This window comes from Amphritea atlantica (assembly GCF_024347255.1).
GTDB classification, from domain to species: domain Bacteria; phylum Pseudomonadota; class Gammaproteobacteria; order Pseudomonadales; family Balneatricaceae; genus Amphritea; species Amphritea atlantica.
Map to the genome: position 1 here is coordinate 4001297 of NZ_AP025284.1, position 15591 is coordinate 4016887.

Genomic DNA, 15591 nt, shown 5'->3' on the forward strand with positions numbered 1-15591 from the left:
GTAGCGGGCACAATAGCCGTTATACACCCATGCCCGGTCACAGCATCGATCGGGCAACCATTTTCCACCGGCAGATGATTTCTGAAAATGAACTCCACCATTACCTTCGAACCGATAGCGATTATCCACAGCGGCTATAAAGAAAAGTTTGGCATTCCCCGGCAGCCGGGTCTGGCCCGTTCGATGAGCGCCACGATTGAGCTGTTGCCCCCCTACAACAGCGCCGATGCGGTGCGTGGGCTGGAGCAGTGCAGCCATATCTGGCTGCTGTTTATATTCAGCGCCTGCGTGGGCAAAGGCTGGTCACCGCTGGTACGTCCGCCGAGGCTCGGCGGCAACGAAAAGCTGGGGGTGCTGGCCTCCAGATCCCCTTTCCGGCCCAACCCGGTGGGCTTATCACCAGTGAAGTTAGACAGGATACGTATTGAAGAGACTCAGGTATTTATCGATGTCAGTGGTGCGGATCTGCTGGATCAGACGCCGATCATTGATATTAAGCCCTATCTGCCCTATGCCGACATCATAGGGGATGCCAGTTTCGAGCTGGCCAGCCAGATCGAAACGCTGGATCTGCCGGTCACATATTCCGCGCCAGCCAGTATCGCGCTGGAGCAACATAGCACCCGGTTAAAGCAACCGTTGCAACAACAGATTGAAGAGGTGTTACTGTGTGATCCCCGCCCGGCCTATCACAAAAACAATCCGCAACAACGGGAGTATGGCATCCGCCTGCATGACCTTAATATTCGCTGGACAATCAGTGACACAGAGGTTCAGGTGAGTGACATCTCTATTGATCAATCATAGTGCTCCGCTCAGATAACAGACGAAAGAAAGCAGCGCTGAGCGCTGCTAAAAAAGGGTACAAAGTAAACGTACGGGGTCTGGTCCTGCTGACCTCAATTCACGCCCCCTTTGAAGTTGAGACCACTATAAGATTGCAATCTGAAACCGTGCTGAAAGACTGGAGAAAATTAATTCGATTTTAGATTTTGAATAATTTACTATATTAGAAGTTTCTAATTTTAAGAGCATCTCCGGGGTTTCACGCTATGAACAACTTGTCAGAGCAAACTTCAGCTTCAAGGCTGGAGCACTTTCCAATCACCTTCTTTGCGATGATTATGGGTATGACCGGACTGACACTGGTGTGGGAAAAAGCAAGCAAGGTATTTGCAGCTCCTGCCATCATCGGCCAACTTCTACTGACCCTGACAGCCTGTCTGTTCCTGATTCTGGCGTTGATCTATCTGATGAAAATCATGCTGAAAACGCCCGCCGTCATCGCGGAGTTTCAACATCCAATCAAACTCAGCTTTTTTCCTGCATTCAGTATTAACCTGATTTTGATGAGTGTGGCAACGCTGGGGATATCTGAAAACCTGTCATTTATACTCTGGAGTACGGGCACAGCCCTGCAACTGATACTGACCGTTTATGTATTGAACCAGTGGATTCACCACATCAAATTCCAGGTGATCCATATGACGCCATCCTGGTTTATTCCCATTGTCGGTAACATTCTGGTGCCAATTGCCGGGGTCGAACATGGCTATACTGAACTCAGTTGGTTCTTTTTCTCCATCGGCGTCATCTACTGGATTGTGCTCAAGACTCTGGTGCTGAACCGGATGATGTTCCATGATCCAATGCCAGAAAAACTGCTCCCCACGATGTTTATCCTGATAGCGCCCCCCGCTGTCGGGTTTATCTCCTATATGAAACTCAACGGGGAACTGGATAATTTTGCCCGCATTCTGTTCTATTCAGCTATGTTTCTGATTGTCCTGCTGCTCAGCCAACTGCCCCGCTTCACCCGAATCAGGTTCTTTCTTTCCTGGTGGGCTTACTCTTTCCCGCTGGCGGCATCCGCTATTGCTGCACAGCTGATGTATGTCACACTGGGGCAACCTTTTTACTACTATCTGGCTCTGCTGCTGGTGAGTCTTGCCACGGTGGTTATCGTCCTGCTATTCCTGCGCACACTACTGGCGGTGATTCGTCACGAGATCTGCCTGCCGGAATAAACAGCCGGGTTTGCATTCTGCTTAAAACCGGGCTGTAATAGCCCGGTTTTTGGTTCAGGCCACAACTTTCTTTTTCGGGGCATCCACATGAGCATATCCAGTGAGCAGATCCGTTTTGACCAGCAACATATCTGGCATCCCTACTCGTCGATGATCAACCCTCCGGCCGCTTATCCCGTGGTCTCTGCAGAGGGCGTCCGGCTGACACTGGCCGATGGCACGCAACTGATCGACGGTATGGCCTCCTGGTGGTCGGTGATTCATGGTTATAGCAACCCAACGCTGAATGCAGCGGCTCATGCGCAGATCGACAAGGTATCTCATGTCATGTTTGGTGGACTGACCCATGAGCCGGCGATAGAGCTCTGCCGTCAGTTAGTGGAGATGACGGCAGAACCCCTGCAAAAAGTTTTTCTGGCCGATTCCGGCTCGGTTGCCGTTGAAGTTGCCTTGAAAATGGCGATTCAGTACTGGCACGCCAAAGGCAAACCCGAAAAACATAAGCTGCTCACTATTCGCAACGGTTATCATGGCGATACTTTCGGCGCGATGTCCGTGTGTGATCCGGTCACCGGAATGCATGAGATATTCAGCGGCGTGCTACCGCAGCAGTTTTTCGCCCCAGCCCCTCAAGTCAGGTATGGCCAGACCTGGGATGAAAATGATTGCGCAGAGCTGGAACAACTGATTGTTAAACATCATGGCGAGATCGCCGCACTGATCCTGGAACCGATTGTTCAGGGCGCTGGGGGGATGCGTTTTTACCATCCCGAGTATCTGAAAAAAGCACGTCAGCTCTGTGATGATTATGATCTGCTATTGATCGCCGACGAAATTGCCACCGGCTTTGGCCGCAGCGGTAAGCTGTTTGCCTGTGACCATGCAGGGATTTCACCGGATATCCTCTGTCTCGGCAAAGCGATTACCGGTGGCTACATGACCCTGGCCGCCACCCTGACCACCACCCGGATAGGCGAAACTATCTCTGCCGGTGGCGCAGGCTGCTTTATGCATGGCCCGACATTCATGGGCAATCCGCTGGCCTGCGCGGTGGCTAACGCCAGCCTGAAACTGTTGCGCGAATCGGACTGGCAAAGCAATATTGCCCGGATCGAACAACAGCTAAAACAGGGTCTGGCGCCCCTGGCTGAACTGGACTCTGTGGCTGAAGTCCGCTGCCTTGGAGCTATCGGCGTGGTGGAGATGAAGCAACCAGTCGTGACTGCGGATATTCAGCCACTGTTTGTTGCCCGGGGGATCTGGATACGTCCGTTTGGTAAGCTGGTTTATGTCATGCCACCTTATGTGATGTCCGATGAGGATCTGCAGACACTGACGTCTGGCATGTGTGATGTCATCAGGGAATATTCTGAAAAGTAAAACACCCGCCTCTACCTGAGCAATGTGATAAACCCGGGAATCACTGAGTATTGATTAACGGGTTTTACTGCTCTTTTTCGGGCTTATTAACCTCTTTTTCGCCCTCCCTCTTCTCAGCCATTAACTCATCCGATGTGCGTCTGATGATCTGCGGCACCAGACGCTCACTGAAACCTGCAACAAACGACCAGAACAGCAGCTTGGCCACCTCCACCCCATCCACCGGGTAAGCGCCGGTTATCCAGCGATTGAACGATTCCGCGTCATTGATCACAAAGTCTCCCGGCGCGGGATAGGCCGGAAAAAGCGCCCCCTGAACAATATGGCCGACAAACATCAGCATCAGTACGATGGCAAAGATCCCCCCGTTTATCGGTATCAGTGTGATCGATATCCAGGAACCCGCCAGTACTTTCAGCTCATCGAGGGCGATAGAGGGTAAACGCTGTTGAATGCTGACAAAACCACCCAACAGACCGGTTACAAATACCAGCACCACCAGATAAGACCTCGGCTCGCAGCTATCCGGCAACTCACAGGAGGAACGCCGGATAAAACCATACAGGGTAAGGGATAAAATAGTCAGCACAACGCCGGTAAACAGAACCAGTCGCTGGGTAATCTGCTGCAGGTATTCCTGACGCGCTATGGTGCTCATATTGAAATCGCTTATCTGACTGTTATATAGGCATTTACAAAACGAATTTATACAAGCAAAGTCTAGACGCCTCTGACAAACTTGCCAGCCAATAAAAAAGCTCCGGCAATTGCCAGAGCTTCTCAGAGTCACTGCCGATAGCAAACGATAGGGTTAACCGCTGAATACACCGGTAGACAGGTAGCGATCACCCCGGTCACAGATAATACACACGATGATGGCGTTTTCCACTTCCCGGGCTAAGCGTAACGCCCCGGCAACCGCACCACCGGAAGAAACACCGCAGAAGATACCTTCCTCGCGGGCCAGGGCGCGCATGGTTTGTTCGGCTTCATCCTGAGTGATATCGATCACCCGATCCACCCGGGAGGCATCAAAGATCTTTGGCAGATACGCCTCTGGCCAGCGCCGGATACCGGGAATTGCCGCCCCTTCGGCCGGCTGTAAACCGACAATCTGAACCGCCGGATTCTGCTCTTTGAGGTAACGGGAGGTGCCCATAATCGTTCCAGTGGTGCCCATAGAACTGACAAAATGGGTTATCCGTCCATCAGTCTGTTGCCACAGCTCAGGCCCGGTTCCACGATAATGCGCTTCAGGATTATCCATATTGGCAAACTGATCTAGCACAACCCCTTTACCCTCTGCCTGCATCTGCAGCGCCAGATCACGGGCTCCCTCCATCCCCTGCTCTTTGGTTACCGGAATCAGCTCAGCGCCATAAGCGGTCATCGAGGTTTTGCGTTCCTCACTGCTGTTATCCGGCATAATCAGTATCATCTTGTAGCCCTTGATCGCCGCCGCCATCGCCAGAGCGATACCGGTATTTCCGGAGGTTGCTTCGATCAGGGTATCACCGGGCTTTATCTGGCCCCGCTGTTCAGCCAGCTGAATCATGCTCAGCGCCGGACGGTCTTTGACCGAGCCAGCCGGGTTATTTCCTTCCAGCTTACAGAGCACCGTATTGCCGCGGCCAGCATCGAGCCGCTGCAGGCGTACCAGGGGCGTGTTACCCACATAATCTTCAATGGTCGGAAAGTTCATACTCATAGCCTGCATACCAGCCTGTCTTCGATCAGAATATATATTTATAACTTAATTGAATTAAAAAATAGTTTTATATATCAAAAGTATTAATCGAGATAGTACCGGGGGTTAGATCAAAGCTCAATCAAAATAGATCGAAGGAGAGAGTGAAAGATGAAATACAGCTTTGCTTCAGGACTCAGCCACCGCAAACGCAACGATATGATCGGTTTCATCACTGTAAGAGAGGTGAATCTGTCGCACACCCAACAATCCGGCCTTCTCCAGCGCACCACCATTCAGCTCCAGCAATGGACGACCTGATGTATCGTAGACGATATTAAAATGTTGCCAGCTGATCCCCCGGCCGATACCGGTTCCCAGCGCTTTTACCGCAGCCTCTTTTGCCGCAAAGCGTTTGGCCAGAAAGTTAACCGGCTGAGTGGAGCTGTGAAACTGTTGCAGCTCCTGTGGTGTCAGAATCCGCTCGGCAAGACGCGGAGTTCGTTCCAGCGCCTTGCCGATACGGCGGATATCCAGCAGATCGGTGCCTACACCGATAATCATCGGCGCACCGCGTCCCGCAAAGATTGCACCCGCACCTGAGTTTCCATCATCAGACGACGCATCTCCGCAATCGCCTCTTTCAGGCCAACAAACACCGCCCGGGCGATAATGCCATGGCCGATATTCAGTTCGTTAATCTCCGGAATCTCTGCGATCTGCTCAACATTATGATAATTGAGACCATGACCAGCATTGACGATCAGCCCTTTGCTAAAAGCATACGCAGCAGCTTCCCTGATTCGCGCCAGTTCAGCTTTTTGTTCCGTGGCACTCTCAGCGTCAGCGTAGGCACCGGTATGCAGTTCGATCACCGGTGCACCGCACGCAAGCGTCGCATCGATCTGTCCCTTATCCGGATCGATAAACAGGGAAACCTCAACGCCGGCAGCCGCCAGCCGGTCACAGGCCGATTTCACCCGGGTCAGTTGCGCCACCACATCCAGACCACCCTCAGTGGTCAGCTCTTCACGCTTTTCTGGTACCAGGCAGGCGTGTCCCGGCTGTACTTTTTCAGCGATACCGATCATCTCATCGGTCACCGCCATCTCAAAATTCATCCGCGTCTGCAACGTTTCAGCCAATAGATAGATATCGCGATCCTGAATATGACGGCGGTCCTCCCGCAGATGAACGGTGATGCCATCGGCACCGGCTTCTTCGGCGAGCGCAGCGGCTTGCACCGGATCGGGATAACGGGTGCCCCGGGCCTGACGCAAGGTTGCGATATGATCAATATTGACACCCAGTAGCAAACGGCTTGGTTCTACCACGGTTAACCTCTTCTGAATACAGGAATAAAAAATTGCGAAACGGATATGCAAGCTTACTAGAATCACACCCGGAGAAATAGTCTGGCCAGAGACTTGAGAAACGATTTACCCCTCACATGACAGGGTGCTTGCCGCGCTATAACTCGGGAATAATACGCTTTGGCACATACCCCTGGAGCAGCTCCCGACTACGCAGCGGTCTGCTACCCAACTGGGCTTCCAGCGCCAGGCGCATCAGTCGTTTCGCCGCCCGACGTATCTCCGGCAGATGATACTGTTCTGCAACAATGCCCTGTAACTGCTCACCGCTGAAACAAACAGCTTTCAGGGCATCCGTTATCTGTGTCACGGGGATAAACCCCTGAGTCCCATCATACCGGTATATGCCTTGTGGCTGACACTGCTGAACATCAAACTGATAGCCCAGCTGTTGCAACAACTGTTGTTCAAATGTTCGCAATGCCAGTTCGATGTCACTGGCTGCCAGCAGTTCGTTCAACACATACTGGTAATAGACATAGAGCCGGGGGTGGGGATCGGAGGGTTGCAGCAGACGTTCAAGCAGTTCATTCACATAAAGACCGCAGATCAGTGCACTGCCTTTGAGAAACATGGGAGACGCCACCGCTTCTGCCTGAATCAGGGTTTTCAGCTCATGGCGACCGCGCCAACTGACCTGTAAAGGCGTAAACGGCTGCATCATCGCCCGCATTCGGGAGCGGGGGCTGCGGCCACCTTTGACTACCGCGCTGACCCGGCCCTGTTCGAGGGTAAAAAGATCAACCAGCAAGCTGGTTTCCCGGTAGGGTCGGGTATGCAGGACATAAGCAGCCTGAGCTTCAACCTGATAACTCATCGGCTGCCCATAATTACTCTATATCGTTATATCCCAGGCTGCGCAGCGCCCGCTCGTCATCGGACCAGTTACTGCGCACTTTCACCCAGAGATTAAGCATCACTTTGGAATCAAACATCTTTTCCATATCAAGACGGGCATCACGGCCGATCCCTTTGATCTTGTCGCCCTTGTCGCCGATCACGATCCGCTTCTGTCCTTCACGTTCAACCAGAATCAGCGCGCTGATAATCAGAATCCCCCGCTCGTTACGCTTAAACTCTTCAATCTCAACCGTCGTTCCGTAGGGCACCTCATCGCCAAGATTGCGCATCAGTTTCTCACGCACCAGCTCCGCTGCCAGAAAACGGGAACTACGGTCAGTCACCTGATCATCCGGGTAGAAATGCATACTTTTCGGCAACTGCTCATTGATGACGGCTTCAAGACGATCGACACTGGTGCCGATCTTTGCGGATATCGGAATGATCTCCAGGAACTCCATCTTCCTGGAAAGCGCTTCCAGGTGGGGTAACAGCGATTCTTTATCGTCCAACTGATCGATCTTGTTGATCACCAGGATCACCGGACACTTAATACCGCCCAGCTTTTCAAATACGATCTCGTCCTCCTCCGTCCAGGCGGTACGGTCGATAATAAACACCACCACATCAACATCGCGCAGCGCTGAGCTGGCCGCTTTGTTCATATAACGGTTGATCGCTTTGTCCTGATCTTTATGCAGTCCAGGGGTATCGACATAAACCGCCTGCATATCACCTTCGGTTTTAATACCAACAATCTGATGCCGGGTGGTCTGAGGTTTGCGCGAGGTGATGCTCAGTTTCTGGCCGAGAATTTTATTCATCAATGTCGATTTGCCCACATTCGGGCGGCCGATAATGGCAACAAAACCGCAGTGCTGATTGTCGTTGGGCTGATCTAACAGATAACTCAGGTCGCGACTCATGCTTTAACCACCTTCAGTTTATCAAGCGCTTTCTTAGCAGCATTCTGCTCAGCCTGACGGCGACTGCTTCCCTTGCCTTCGGTGGGCTGATCCAGCAAAGACACAGCACAGCGAATTTCAAAGGTCTGTTTGTGGGCTTCACCGCTCACAGATAACAGTTCATAGTCTGGCAATGGTGCACGGCGGGACTGCAGAAACTCCTGCAACCGGGTTTTGGAATCTTTTTGTGTATCCAGCAGGGATGTCTGCTCCAGACGTGACTGATACCAGTTGAGAATATAGGGCCGGCAACACTCCATATCACTGTCCAGATAGATCGCACCGATGATCGCTTCAACCGTATCTGCCAGAATGGAATCCCGTCGGTATCCACCACTTTTGAGCTCTCCGGAGCCCAACCGCAGATAATCCCCCAGCTTCATCTCGCGGGCCAGCTCGGCCAGGGTTTCCCCTTTAACCAACTGCGCCCTCAGCCGGCTGAGCTGCCCCTCTTTGGCTTCGGGAAAACGCCGATACAGCGCCTCTGCAATCACGAAATTGAGGATCGAGTCGCCAAGGAACTCCAGCCGTTCATTATTGCGTTTTCCGTGACTGCGGTGGGTGAGAGCCAGTTCGATCATACTCTCATCTTTAAACTGATAACCCAGCTTTTTAGCCAGGTCGGTAGCAGGCTTGATAATCAACGGACAACCACTTCATATTGCTCATGAAATTTCACCACAGCATCAACATTATAAAACATAGGCACTGTTACATCGTATTGCAGGGTCAGGGTTTTTATACCCTCTTTCACATCGATGGTAATGGCATTCTGAACCGGAAGATTAACCTGATTGATACGTAACCGCTTCGAAATTTTCAGTCGGGTCTCGGCTGGAGAGTCCTTCTTAGTTTCCGGCTCGTCAACCAACTCCTCCATCATTGAGGTCACCAGGCTGTGATCCCAATAGACCGGGAACAGCTTCATCCCCACTGCAAAAAAGATTCCCGCCACGATCAGAATGATCATCAGAGAGAAAAAAGACACGCCCTGCTGTTTATTTCGCATTGACATAACTGACCCCAATTTTCCTTTTTAATGGATAGTTCGTACATCACTGAAATCAGGCAGAGTAAAGAAGCCCTGCCAGTGCATCCACACGGCGAATGCTTTACCAACCAGTAACTCATCAGGAACAAAGCCCCAGAAACGGCTATCGTTACTGTTATCCCGGTTATCCCCCATCACAAAGTACTGCCCTTCAGGCACCACCCACTCCGCAGGCCTGCGGGGCGGAGCAACATCACGGTAGATCTGATGAGAAACATCCCCCAGCGTCTCATCCATCAGCAGCAATTGCGGATTCTGCGGTGGCAGTTGCTCCAGAAGTGTCTGTGATTGTGGCTGACCATTGATATAAACCGTTTTATTCTGATATCCAACCCGGTCACCCGGTAATCCTACCACCCGTTTGATATAGTTCACACTCGGGTCATTGGGATACTTAAACACTACCACGTCACCCCGCTGTGGCGTGTTCATCGGTATTACTTTAGTGCCCAGAACCGGCAGCCGGAAACCATAGTGCCACTTGTTAACCAGAATAAAATCACCGATTTTAAGCGTCGGCTTCATCGATCCGGAAGGGATCTGAAACGGCTCAACAATGAATGAGCGGAGAATCAGTACAACCAGTAACACAGGAAACAGTGAACGACACAGATCCACCACACCGTTCTCTTTACTCAGCTGCTCCAGGGTAGCCTCAGGGATCTCCCCTCCGGCACCCTGAGCGGCAGAGATACGGGCTTTACGAGCGCCAGCCAGCGCCACCCGGTCATACACCCACCCCAGGGCGGCCAGAAAGGTCAGTACGACCAATATCAGTGCAAAATCAAAATCCATGCAATTACGTCCTAGCTATCAACTTTCAAAACTGCAAGGAAGGCATCCTGAGGAATCTCAACTCTGCCCACCTGCTTCATTCGTTTCTTACCTTCTTTCTGTTTCTGCAACAGCTTTTTCTTACGACTCACGTCACCACCGTAACACTTGGCGATAACGTTCTTGCGCAACGCCTTGACGTTGGTGCGGGAGATAATCTTCCCGCCGATAGCTGCCTGTATGGCAACATCGAACATCTGCCGGGGGATCAGTTCCTTCATCTTTTCGCACAGCAGACGCCCACGGTAGGGCGCATTATCTTTATGCAGAATGACGGCCAGAGCATCAACCTTCTCGCCATTGATGAGAATATCCAGCCGCACCAGTTGGGCTGCCTCAAAGCGAACAAAATTATACTCCAGTGACGCATACCCCCGACTGACAGACTTCAGCCGGTCAAAAAAGTCCAGCACCACCTCTGCCATCGGCAGCTCATAAGAGACCTGAACCTGATTGCCAACAAAATTCATATTTTTCTGTATGCCACGCTTTTCCACACAGAGACCGATAACCTGACCCAGGTATTCCTGTGGTACCAGAATATTGGCTTCAACAATAGGCTCACGCATCTCTTTGATTGAGCCCGGATCCGGTAGTTTGGAGGGGCTATCAATCTTAACCACGTCACCATTGGTCAGAAGCAGCTCATACACTACGGTGGGGGCGGTGGTGACCAGATCCAGGTCGTATTCCCGTTCCAGTCGTTCCTGAATAATCTCCATATGCAGCATGCCCAGGAAACCACAGCGAAAACCAAAGCCCAGCGCATCCGAGGATTCGGGTTCGAAGAATAACGAAGCATCATTCAGCGTCAGCTTATCCAGCGCCTCACGGAAATCTTCATAATCATCGGAACTGGTTGGGAAAAGCCCCGCGTATACCTGCGGCTGAACCCGCTTAAAGCCCGGCAGGGATGCAACATCGGGGGTTTTGGCATGGGTGATGGTATCGCCCACCGGCGCACCGTGAATATCTTTGATGCCTGCAACCACATAACCCACTTCACCGGCCCGAAGTACGCCGGTTTCGGTACGCTTGGGAGTAAAGATACCCACGCCATCGACCGGTTGAACCTGACGGTTGGATTTAATCAGAATTTTATCTTTCTTACGCAGAGTTCCCTGCTTTACCCTCACCAGCGAGACCACGCCCAGGTAGTTATCAAACCATGAGTCGATAATCAGTGCCTGCAAAGGTGCTTCAGGGTCACCTTCCGGGGCAGGAATGTACTTGACCAGAGCTTCGAGAACATCATTGATACCCATGCCGCTTTTGGCGCTACAGGCAACCGCATTGTCGGCCTCAATACCGATCACTTCCTCAATCTCTGTCCGTACCCGCTCTGGTTCCGCCTGAGGCAGGTCCATCTTATTCAGAATGGGCAATACTTCCAGCCCCTGCTCCAGGGCGGTGTAACAGTTAGCAACCGATTGAGCCTCAACTCCCTGCGCCGCATCCACAACCAGCAATGCCCCCTCACAGGCGGCCAGAGAACGGGACACCTCGTAGCTGAAGTCCACGTGTCCGGGGGTATCGATAAAGTTGAGCTGATAGGTTTTGCCATCCTGAGCGGTGTAGTTCAGCGTTACACTCTGGGCTTTGATCGTGATTCCGCGTTCACGTTCCAGGTCCATAGAGTCCAGGACCTGCTGCGCCATCTCACGCTCTGACAGCCCGCCACAGGTCTGAATAAAGCGATCGGCCAGGGTAGATTTACCATGGTCGATATGGGCAATAATGGAAAAGTTACGGATGTGTTCGAGCTTACTCACTACGGAATCACCAGCTAATAAATTTAACCATGCAACCCCATCGTCAGGGCGCAATTCTGAAGCGGGCAAGTGTACCGTATTTCAGCTGTAACGACCATCAAAGAGAAACAGATCGGAAAATAAACAGAGGGGCCTGAAGCCCCTCTGAATCACTGTGGTCTATTTGAGTTTGAGGGGGATAAACATGGGACTGCCACGGCGTACTATACGCATCGGCACCGCTTTATTATCCGGCAATGCTTCAACAACACCAGCAAAGGTATCGACTGAATCGATCTCTTCACCATTGAGCATGGTGATCACATCCCCCACCATCAGGCCTGAATCTGCACCGGCACCATTCGCTACCTGACGAACCACGACACCCTCTGTCACACTGAGACGTTCGCGCAGCTGATCATCCAGCTCACTGACCTGAATATTCAAACGGTTGGCCGATGCTTTTTCTTCCATCTGACCTGCTGTTTTCAGCTCCTCACCCTGTGAGGGCAACAGACCGATGGTCACAGTAATAGTCTGTTTCTTACCATCGCGGACAACCCCAACCCGGGCATCGGTTTCAGGCGGAATACGTCCTACCTGGTGAGGCAGGTCACCAGAACGATCAATCATATTGCCATTGAAACTGTAGATAATATCGCCTTCCTGAATACCTGCGGCTTCTGCCGGGCTGTCGGGCAGAACTTTGGCAACCAGCGCACCACCGGGTTTATCCAGTCCAAAAGACTCAGCCAGATCGCGATTCACCTCCTGAATAATAACACCCAGCCAGCCCCGGCTTACCTTACCTTTATCTTTAAGCTGATCGACCACCTCCATCGCAACATTCATCGGGATGGAGAAAGACAGCCCCATAAAGCCGCCAGAACGGGGGTAGATCTGAGAGTTGATGCCGATCACTTCGCCCTGCATATTAAACAGGGGGCCACCGGAGTTACCCGGATTAATCGCAACATCAGTCTGAATAAATGGCACATAGGTTTCATTTGCCAGGCTACGGTCTGTAGCACTGATAATACCTGCGGTAACAGAATGGTCAAACCCGAATGGCGAACCGATAGCAAGTACCCACTCACCTACTTCTGCCTTGTCTGAGTCACCAATTTTTACTACCGGAAGATCCGTTGCATCAATTTTCAACAGCGCCACATCGGAGCGCTTATCTGAACCGATTATCTTAGCTTCAAGTTCCCGCCGGTCGCTCAGGCGGACGATCACTTTATCCGCATCTGCCACCACATGGTGATTGGTCAGAATGTAACCATCCTCCGAGATAATAAAGCCGGACCCGAGAGACTGAGGGGCTTTATGGCGCGGCGCATTACCATAGCCCTCAGGAATGCGGAAGAAATGACGGAAGATATCCGGAATATCCTGACCATCCGGGAGCTGCATATCCGGCATCCCCTGAACCTGACTGGAGACTTGCTGGACCGTACTAATATTGACTACAGCAGGGGATGCCTGCTTAACCAGATCCTTAAATTCTGGCAGCGCTGCATGCACACTGCTCACGCACAACCAGAAAAGAACCAGACTAAAAGTCGCTCTGACTAGTTTCATATCGTTTGTCCTGTATATCAGTTATTACTACACGTAAATCAGACTCTGCGAAGCAGCACCGGTCGGTAACTGCAGTTCCGGCTTATTCGGCCAGAGATAAATCGGGTTATGACAAAACCACCTGCCAGACCGAAGCCAGCGCTTAAAATAACACCGGGTTCGGAAAGGCCGTAACGTTGCGCTGCCACTGCAGTGATAAACATCGCCAACAGAGGCAGCAGATAAACCAGCAAGGATGCGGTAAGAAAAGATCGTTCACCCACGCCTAAGGTCACTTCGTCATTCACGCTGACCTCAAGATGCTGAGGATTATCAACCTGAATCTCCAGCCGTTTACCATCACCTATCTTGGCTAACAAACTCTGCCCACACCCCTTCTGTGCGCTACAGCTGGAACAGGCACTTTGCTTAATCGTTTCAACCCATACCGTTCCGTCGTCAAGACGAACTACACGGCCATTTTCTTCAAGCATGGTGAATTACTGTATCTTCTCAATAGAGTTAACCACACGGTCGGCAACCATCAGAGGCACATCGCCCACGACGGTGACGAAGAACTGATCATCCACTTTCTTCCCGACCGCAACCATATTACCCAGCTGTGTCGCTCCTTCAGGAACAGTCGCATCACCCGTCCGTTCAATACTCAGGGTAAAAGAGTTAACCCCATTACTGAATACGGTCAGTTCAGCCCCCGGAGCCATGGCATTTTTAACCGGTGTATACCCCTCCGGAATCCAGCCTGGAGAAGAGCTCACCAGTTTTCCCTCGCGCAACACATTATGCTGGCGGATATAACTGTTTAACCCGGCATTAAAACGGATGATATTGTCATCACTATTACCACTCTGATGCGATATGCGAGGGGCTCCAAACTGAGCACGCATCAGATCGCGGGAGGGAGCAAAGCTCGGCTTCACAGTGGCCGTACTGGGCGCCGGAGCCTGAGCTAGTCCGCTGTCCACAGGAGATGTCGAATTAACAGCAAAATTCTGTCCCCCCAAAATAACCACCGCAGTAACCGATGCGGCAACAGCCATACTAATCAGCGGCTTAAAGAAGCTCTTACCCGAAATACCAGTGTTCACCGGAGAGTCAGCCGTTGTCTTACTGAACGTGGGCTCAGACTCAACAGCATCCATTACTGCGGCACTGATATCACCGGCACCCAACTGTTCATTTTTCAGTAGTGAACTGGCCAGATGATAACGCTGCCACTGTCCGCACAACTCTTTATTGTCAGCACTCTGCTTTAACAGGCTGCGTAACTCAAAGTCACCCACTTCATTGTCCATCAATGCAGAAAGCGCTTCTTTGGGTTGTTCGCTCATTAGCCAACTCCTAACGGATTAAGTATCTGCTTAACAGTGTCTGGAGAAATCATTACACCCAGTTCACTCTGTTAAACAATTCAATTCAACGGTCCCGTACTACAATAAAAACCATTGCTTTAATTCAATAAGGGGGCGATCTCTTTATCAATCGCCTCCCGGGCCCGGAAGATTCGTGAGCGCACGGTACCCACCGGACAATCCATAATCTGAGCAATATCTTCATAACTCAGCCCGTCAAACTCGCGCAGTGACAACGCAGCTCTGAGATCCTGTGGAAGTTTATCCATCGCATCCCTGACCACTCTGGCCAGTTCATCCCGATACAAACTGTTTTCCGGGGTCTCAATATCTTTTAGCCCGCTATCACCTTCTATATGGTGCGCATCATCAACATCGACATCCATATCCGGCGGTCTTCGTCCCTTTGCCACCAGATGATTTTTAGCGGTATTGATCGCAATCCGGTAAAGCCAGGTATAGAAAGCACTGTCACCACGAAAATTCGGCAGCGCCCGGTAGGCTTTAATAAACGCTTCCTGTGACACATCCATCGCTTCATGATGGTCGTACACATACCGCCCAATCAGGCCGATAATTTTATGCTGGTATTTTTTAACCAACAGATCAAAGGCGGTTTTATCACCTTCCTGAACACGCCTGACCAGCTTATGATCTATCGATGCTTGGCTTTCGCTGGACATTCGATTCCTTATTGTATGAACAGTTCCAAACTAATGTAGCTGCTTACAGCCTCAAGGAAGTATG

Annotated in this window: 17 protein-coding genes; 3 read left to right on the plus strand and 14 right to left on the minus strand. The window is 51.4% G+C overall.

Annotation, left to right across the window (positions count from 1 at the left end):
• Positions 1-87 precede the first annotated feature (87 nt).
• The 3 genes from tsaA (at position 88) to bioA (ending at position 3407) form a co-directional block, all read left to right on the plus strand.
• Positions 88-807 carry a tRNA (N6-threonylcarbamoyladenosine(37)-N6)-methyltransferase TrmO gene (gene tsaA, locus OCU43_RS18550; protein ID WP_091357819.1) on the plus strand — a complete coding sequence of 240 codons (720 nt, stop codon included), beginning with the start codon at positions 88-90 and terminating at the stop codon, positions 805-807.
• Positions 808-1052: 245 nt separating this feature from the next.
• Complete coding sequence (locus tag OCU43_RS18555) at positions 1053-2027, plus strand: SLAC1 anion channel family protein (RefSeq protein WP_091357822.1); 975 nt, start codon at positions 1053-1055, stop codon at positions 2025-2027.
• 87 nt (positions 2028-2114) lie between these two features.
• Positions 2115-3407, plus strand: coding sequence for an adenosylmethionine--8-amino-7-oxononanoate transaminase (bioA, locus tag OCU43_RS18560; protein WP_091357825.1), 1293 nt, complete (start codon positions 2115-2117; stop codon positions 3405-3407).
• 64 nt (positions 3408-3471) lie between these two features.
• On the opposite strand, the gene OCU43_RS18565 is transcribed toward bioA, so the two are convergent.
• The 14 genes from OCU43_RS18565 to rpoE all read right to left on the minus strand — a co-directional run bounded on the left by OCU43_RS18565 (position 3472) and on the right by rpoE (position 15527).
• Positions 3472-4065 (minus strand): hypothetical protein, encoded by a 594-nt coding sequence (locus OCU43_RS18565; RefSeq protein ID WP_091357828.1) that lies wholly within the window; start codon positions 4063-4065, stop codon positions 3472-3474.
• Positions 4066-4218: 153 nt separating this feature from the next.
• Positions 4219-5115: a cysteine synthase CysM gene (gene cysM / locus OCU43_RS18570; protein ID WP_091357934.1), complete on the minus strand. Its 897-nt coding sequence runs from the start codon at positions 5113-5115 to the stop codon at positions 4219-4221.
• Positions 5116-5283: 168 nt separating this feature from the next.
• Positions 5284-5658, minus strand: coding sequence for a holo-ACP synthase (acpS, locus tag OCU43_RS18575; protein WP_091357832.1), 375 nt, complete (start codon positions 5656-5658; stop codon positions 5284-5286).
• The gene (pdxJ, locus tag OCU43_RS18580) at positions 5655-6428 is read right to left on the minus strand and encodes a pyridoxine 5'-phosphate synthase (RefSeq protein ID WP_091357835.1); all 774 of its coding nucleotides are present in this window, start codon (positions 6426-6428) and stop codon (positions 5655-5657) included. Before pdxJ ends, acpS begins: the two co-directional genes overlap by 4 nt.
• A gap of 136 nt (positions 6429-6564) precedes the next feature.
• Positions 6565-7284: a DNA repair protein RecO gene (gene recO, locus OCU43_RS18585; RefSeq protein ID WP_091357839.1), complete on the minus strand. Its 720-nt coding sequence runs from the start codon at positions 7282-7284 to the stop codon at positions 6565-6567.
• A 13-nt stretch (positions 7285-7297) separates the two neighbouring features.
• A complete protein-coding gene (gene era, locus OCU43_RS18590; RefSeq protein ID WP_091357841.1) occupies positions 7298-8233 on the minus strand; it encodes a GTPase Era in 936 nt (311 codons plus the stop codon).
• Complete coding sequence (gene rnc / locus OCU43_RS18595; protein ID WP_175483512.1) at positions 8230-8913, minus strand: ribonuclease III; 684 nt, start codon at positions 8911-8913, stop codon at positions 8230-8232. The genes era and rnc overlap by 4 nt, the downstream gene beginning before the upstream one ends.
• Positions 8913-9287, minus strand: coding sequence for a DUF4845 domain-containing protein (locus OCU43_RS18600; RefSeq protein WP_091357847.1), 375 nt, complete (start codon positions 9285-9287; stop codon positions 8913-8915). The genes rnc and OCU43_RS18600 overlap by 1 nt, the downstream gene beginning before the upstream one ends.
• 21 nt (positions 9288-9308) lie before the next feature.
• Positions 9309-10118 carry a signal peptidase I gene (lepB, locus tag OCU43_RS18605; protein WP_091357850.1) on the minus strand — a complete coding sequence of 270 codons (810 nt, stop codon included), beginning with the start codon at positions 10116-10118 and terminating at the stop codon, positions 9309-9311.
• An 11-nt stretch (positions 10119-10129) separates the two neighbouring features.
• The gene (gene lepA, locus OCU43_RS18610; RefSeq protein WP_091357854.1) at positions 10130-11929 is read right to left on the minus strand and encodes a translation elongation factor 4; all 1800 of its coding nucleotides are present in this window, start codon (positions 11927-11929) and stop codon (positions 10130-10132) included.
• Between the two features lie 159 nt (positions 11930-12088).
• Positions 12089-13492: a DegQ family serine endoprotease gene (locus tag OCU43_RS18615; RefSeq protein WP_261832948.1), complete on the minus strand. Its 1404-nt coding sequence runs from the start codon at positions 13490-13492 to the stop codon at positions 12089-12091.
• A gap of 38 nt (positions 13493-13530) precedes the next feature.
• Positions 13531-13965, minus strand: a complete 435-nt coding sequence (locus OCU43_RS18620; RefSeq protein ID WP_091357859.1) for a SoxR reducing system RseC family protein — start codon at positions 13963-13965, stop codon at positions 13531-13533.
• A gap of 6 nt (positions 13966-13971) precedes the next feature.
• Positions 13972-14823 (minus strand): MucB/RseB C-terminal domain-containing protein, encoded by an 852-nt coding sequence (locus OCU43_RS18625; protein ID WP_091357861.1) that lies wholly within the window; start codon positions 14821-14823, stop codon positions 13972-13974.
• A 119-nt stretch (positions 14824-14942) separates the two neighbouring features.
• Positions 14943-15527, minus strand: coding sequence for an RNA polymerase sigma factor RpoE (rpoE, locus tag OCU43_RS18630; RefSeq protein ID WP_091357864.1), 585 nt, complete (start codon positions 15525-15527; stop codon positions 14943-14945).
• Positions 15528-15591 lie beyond the last annotated feature (64 nt).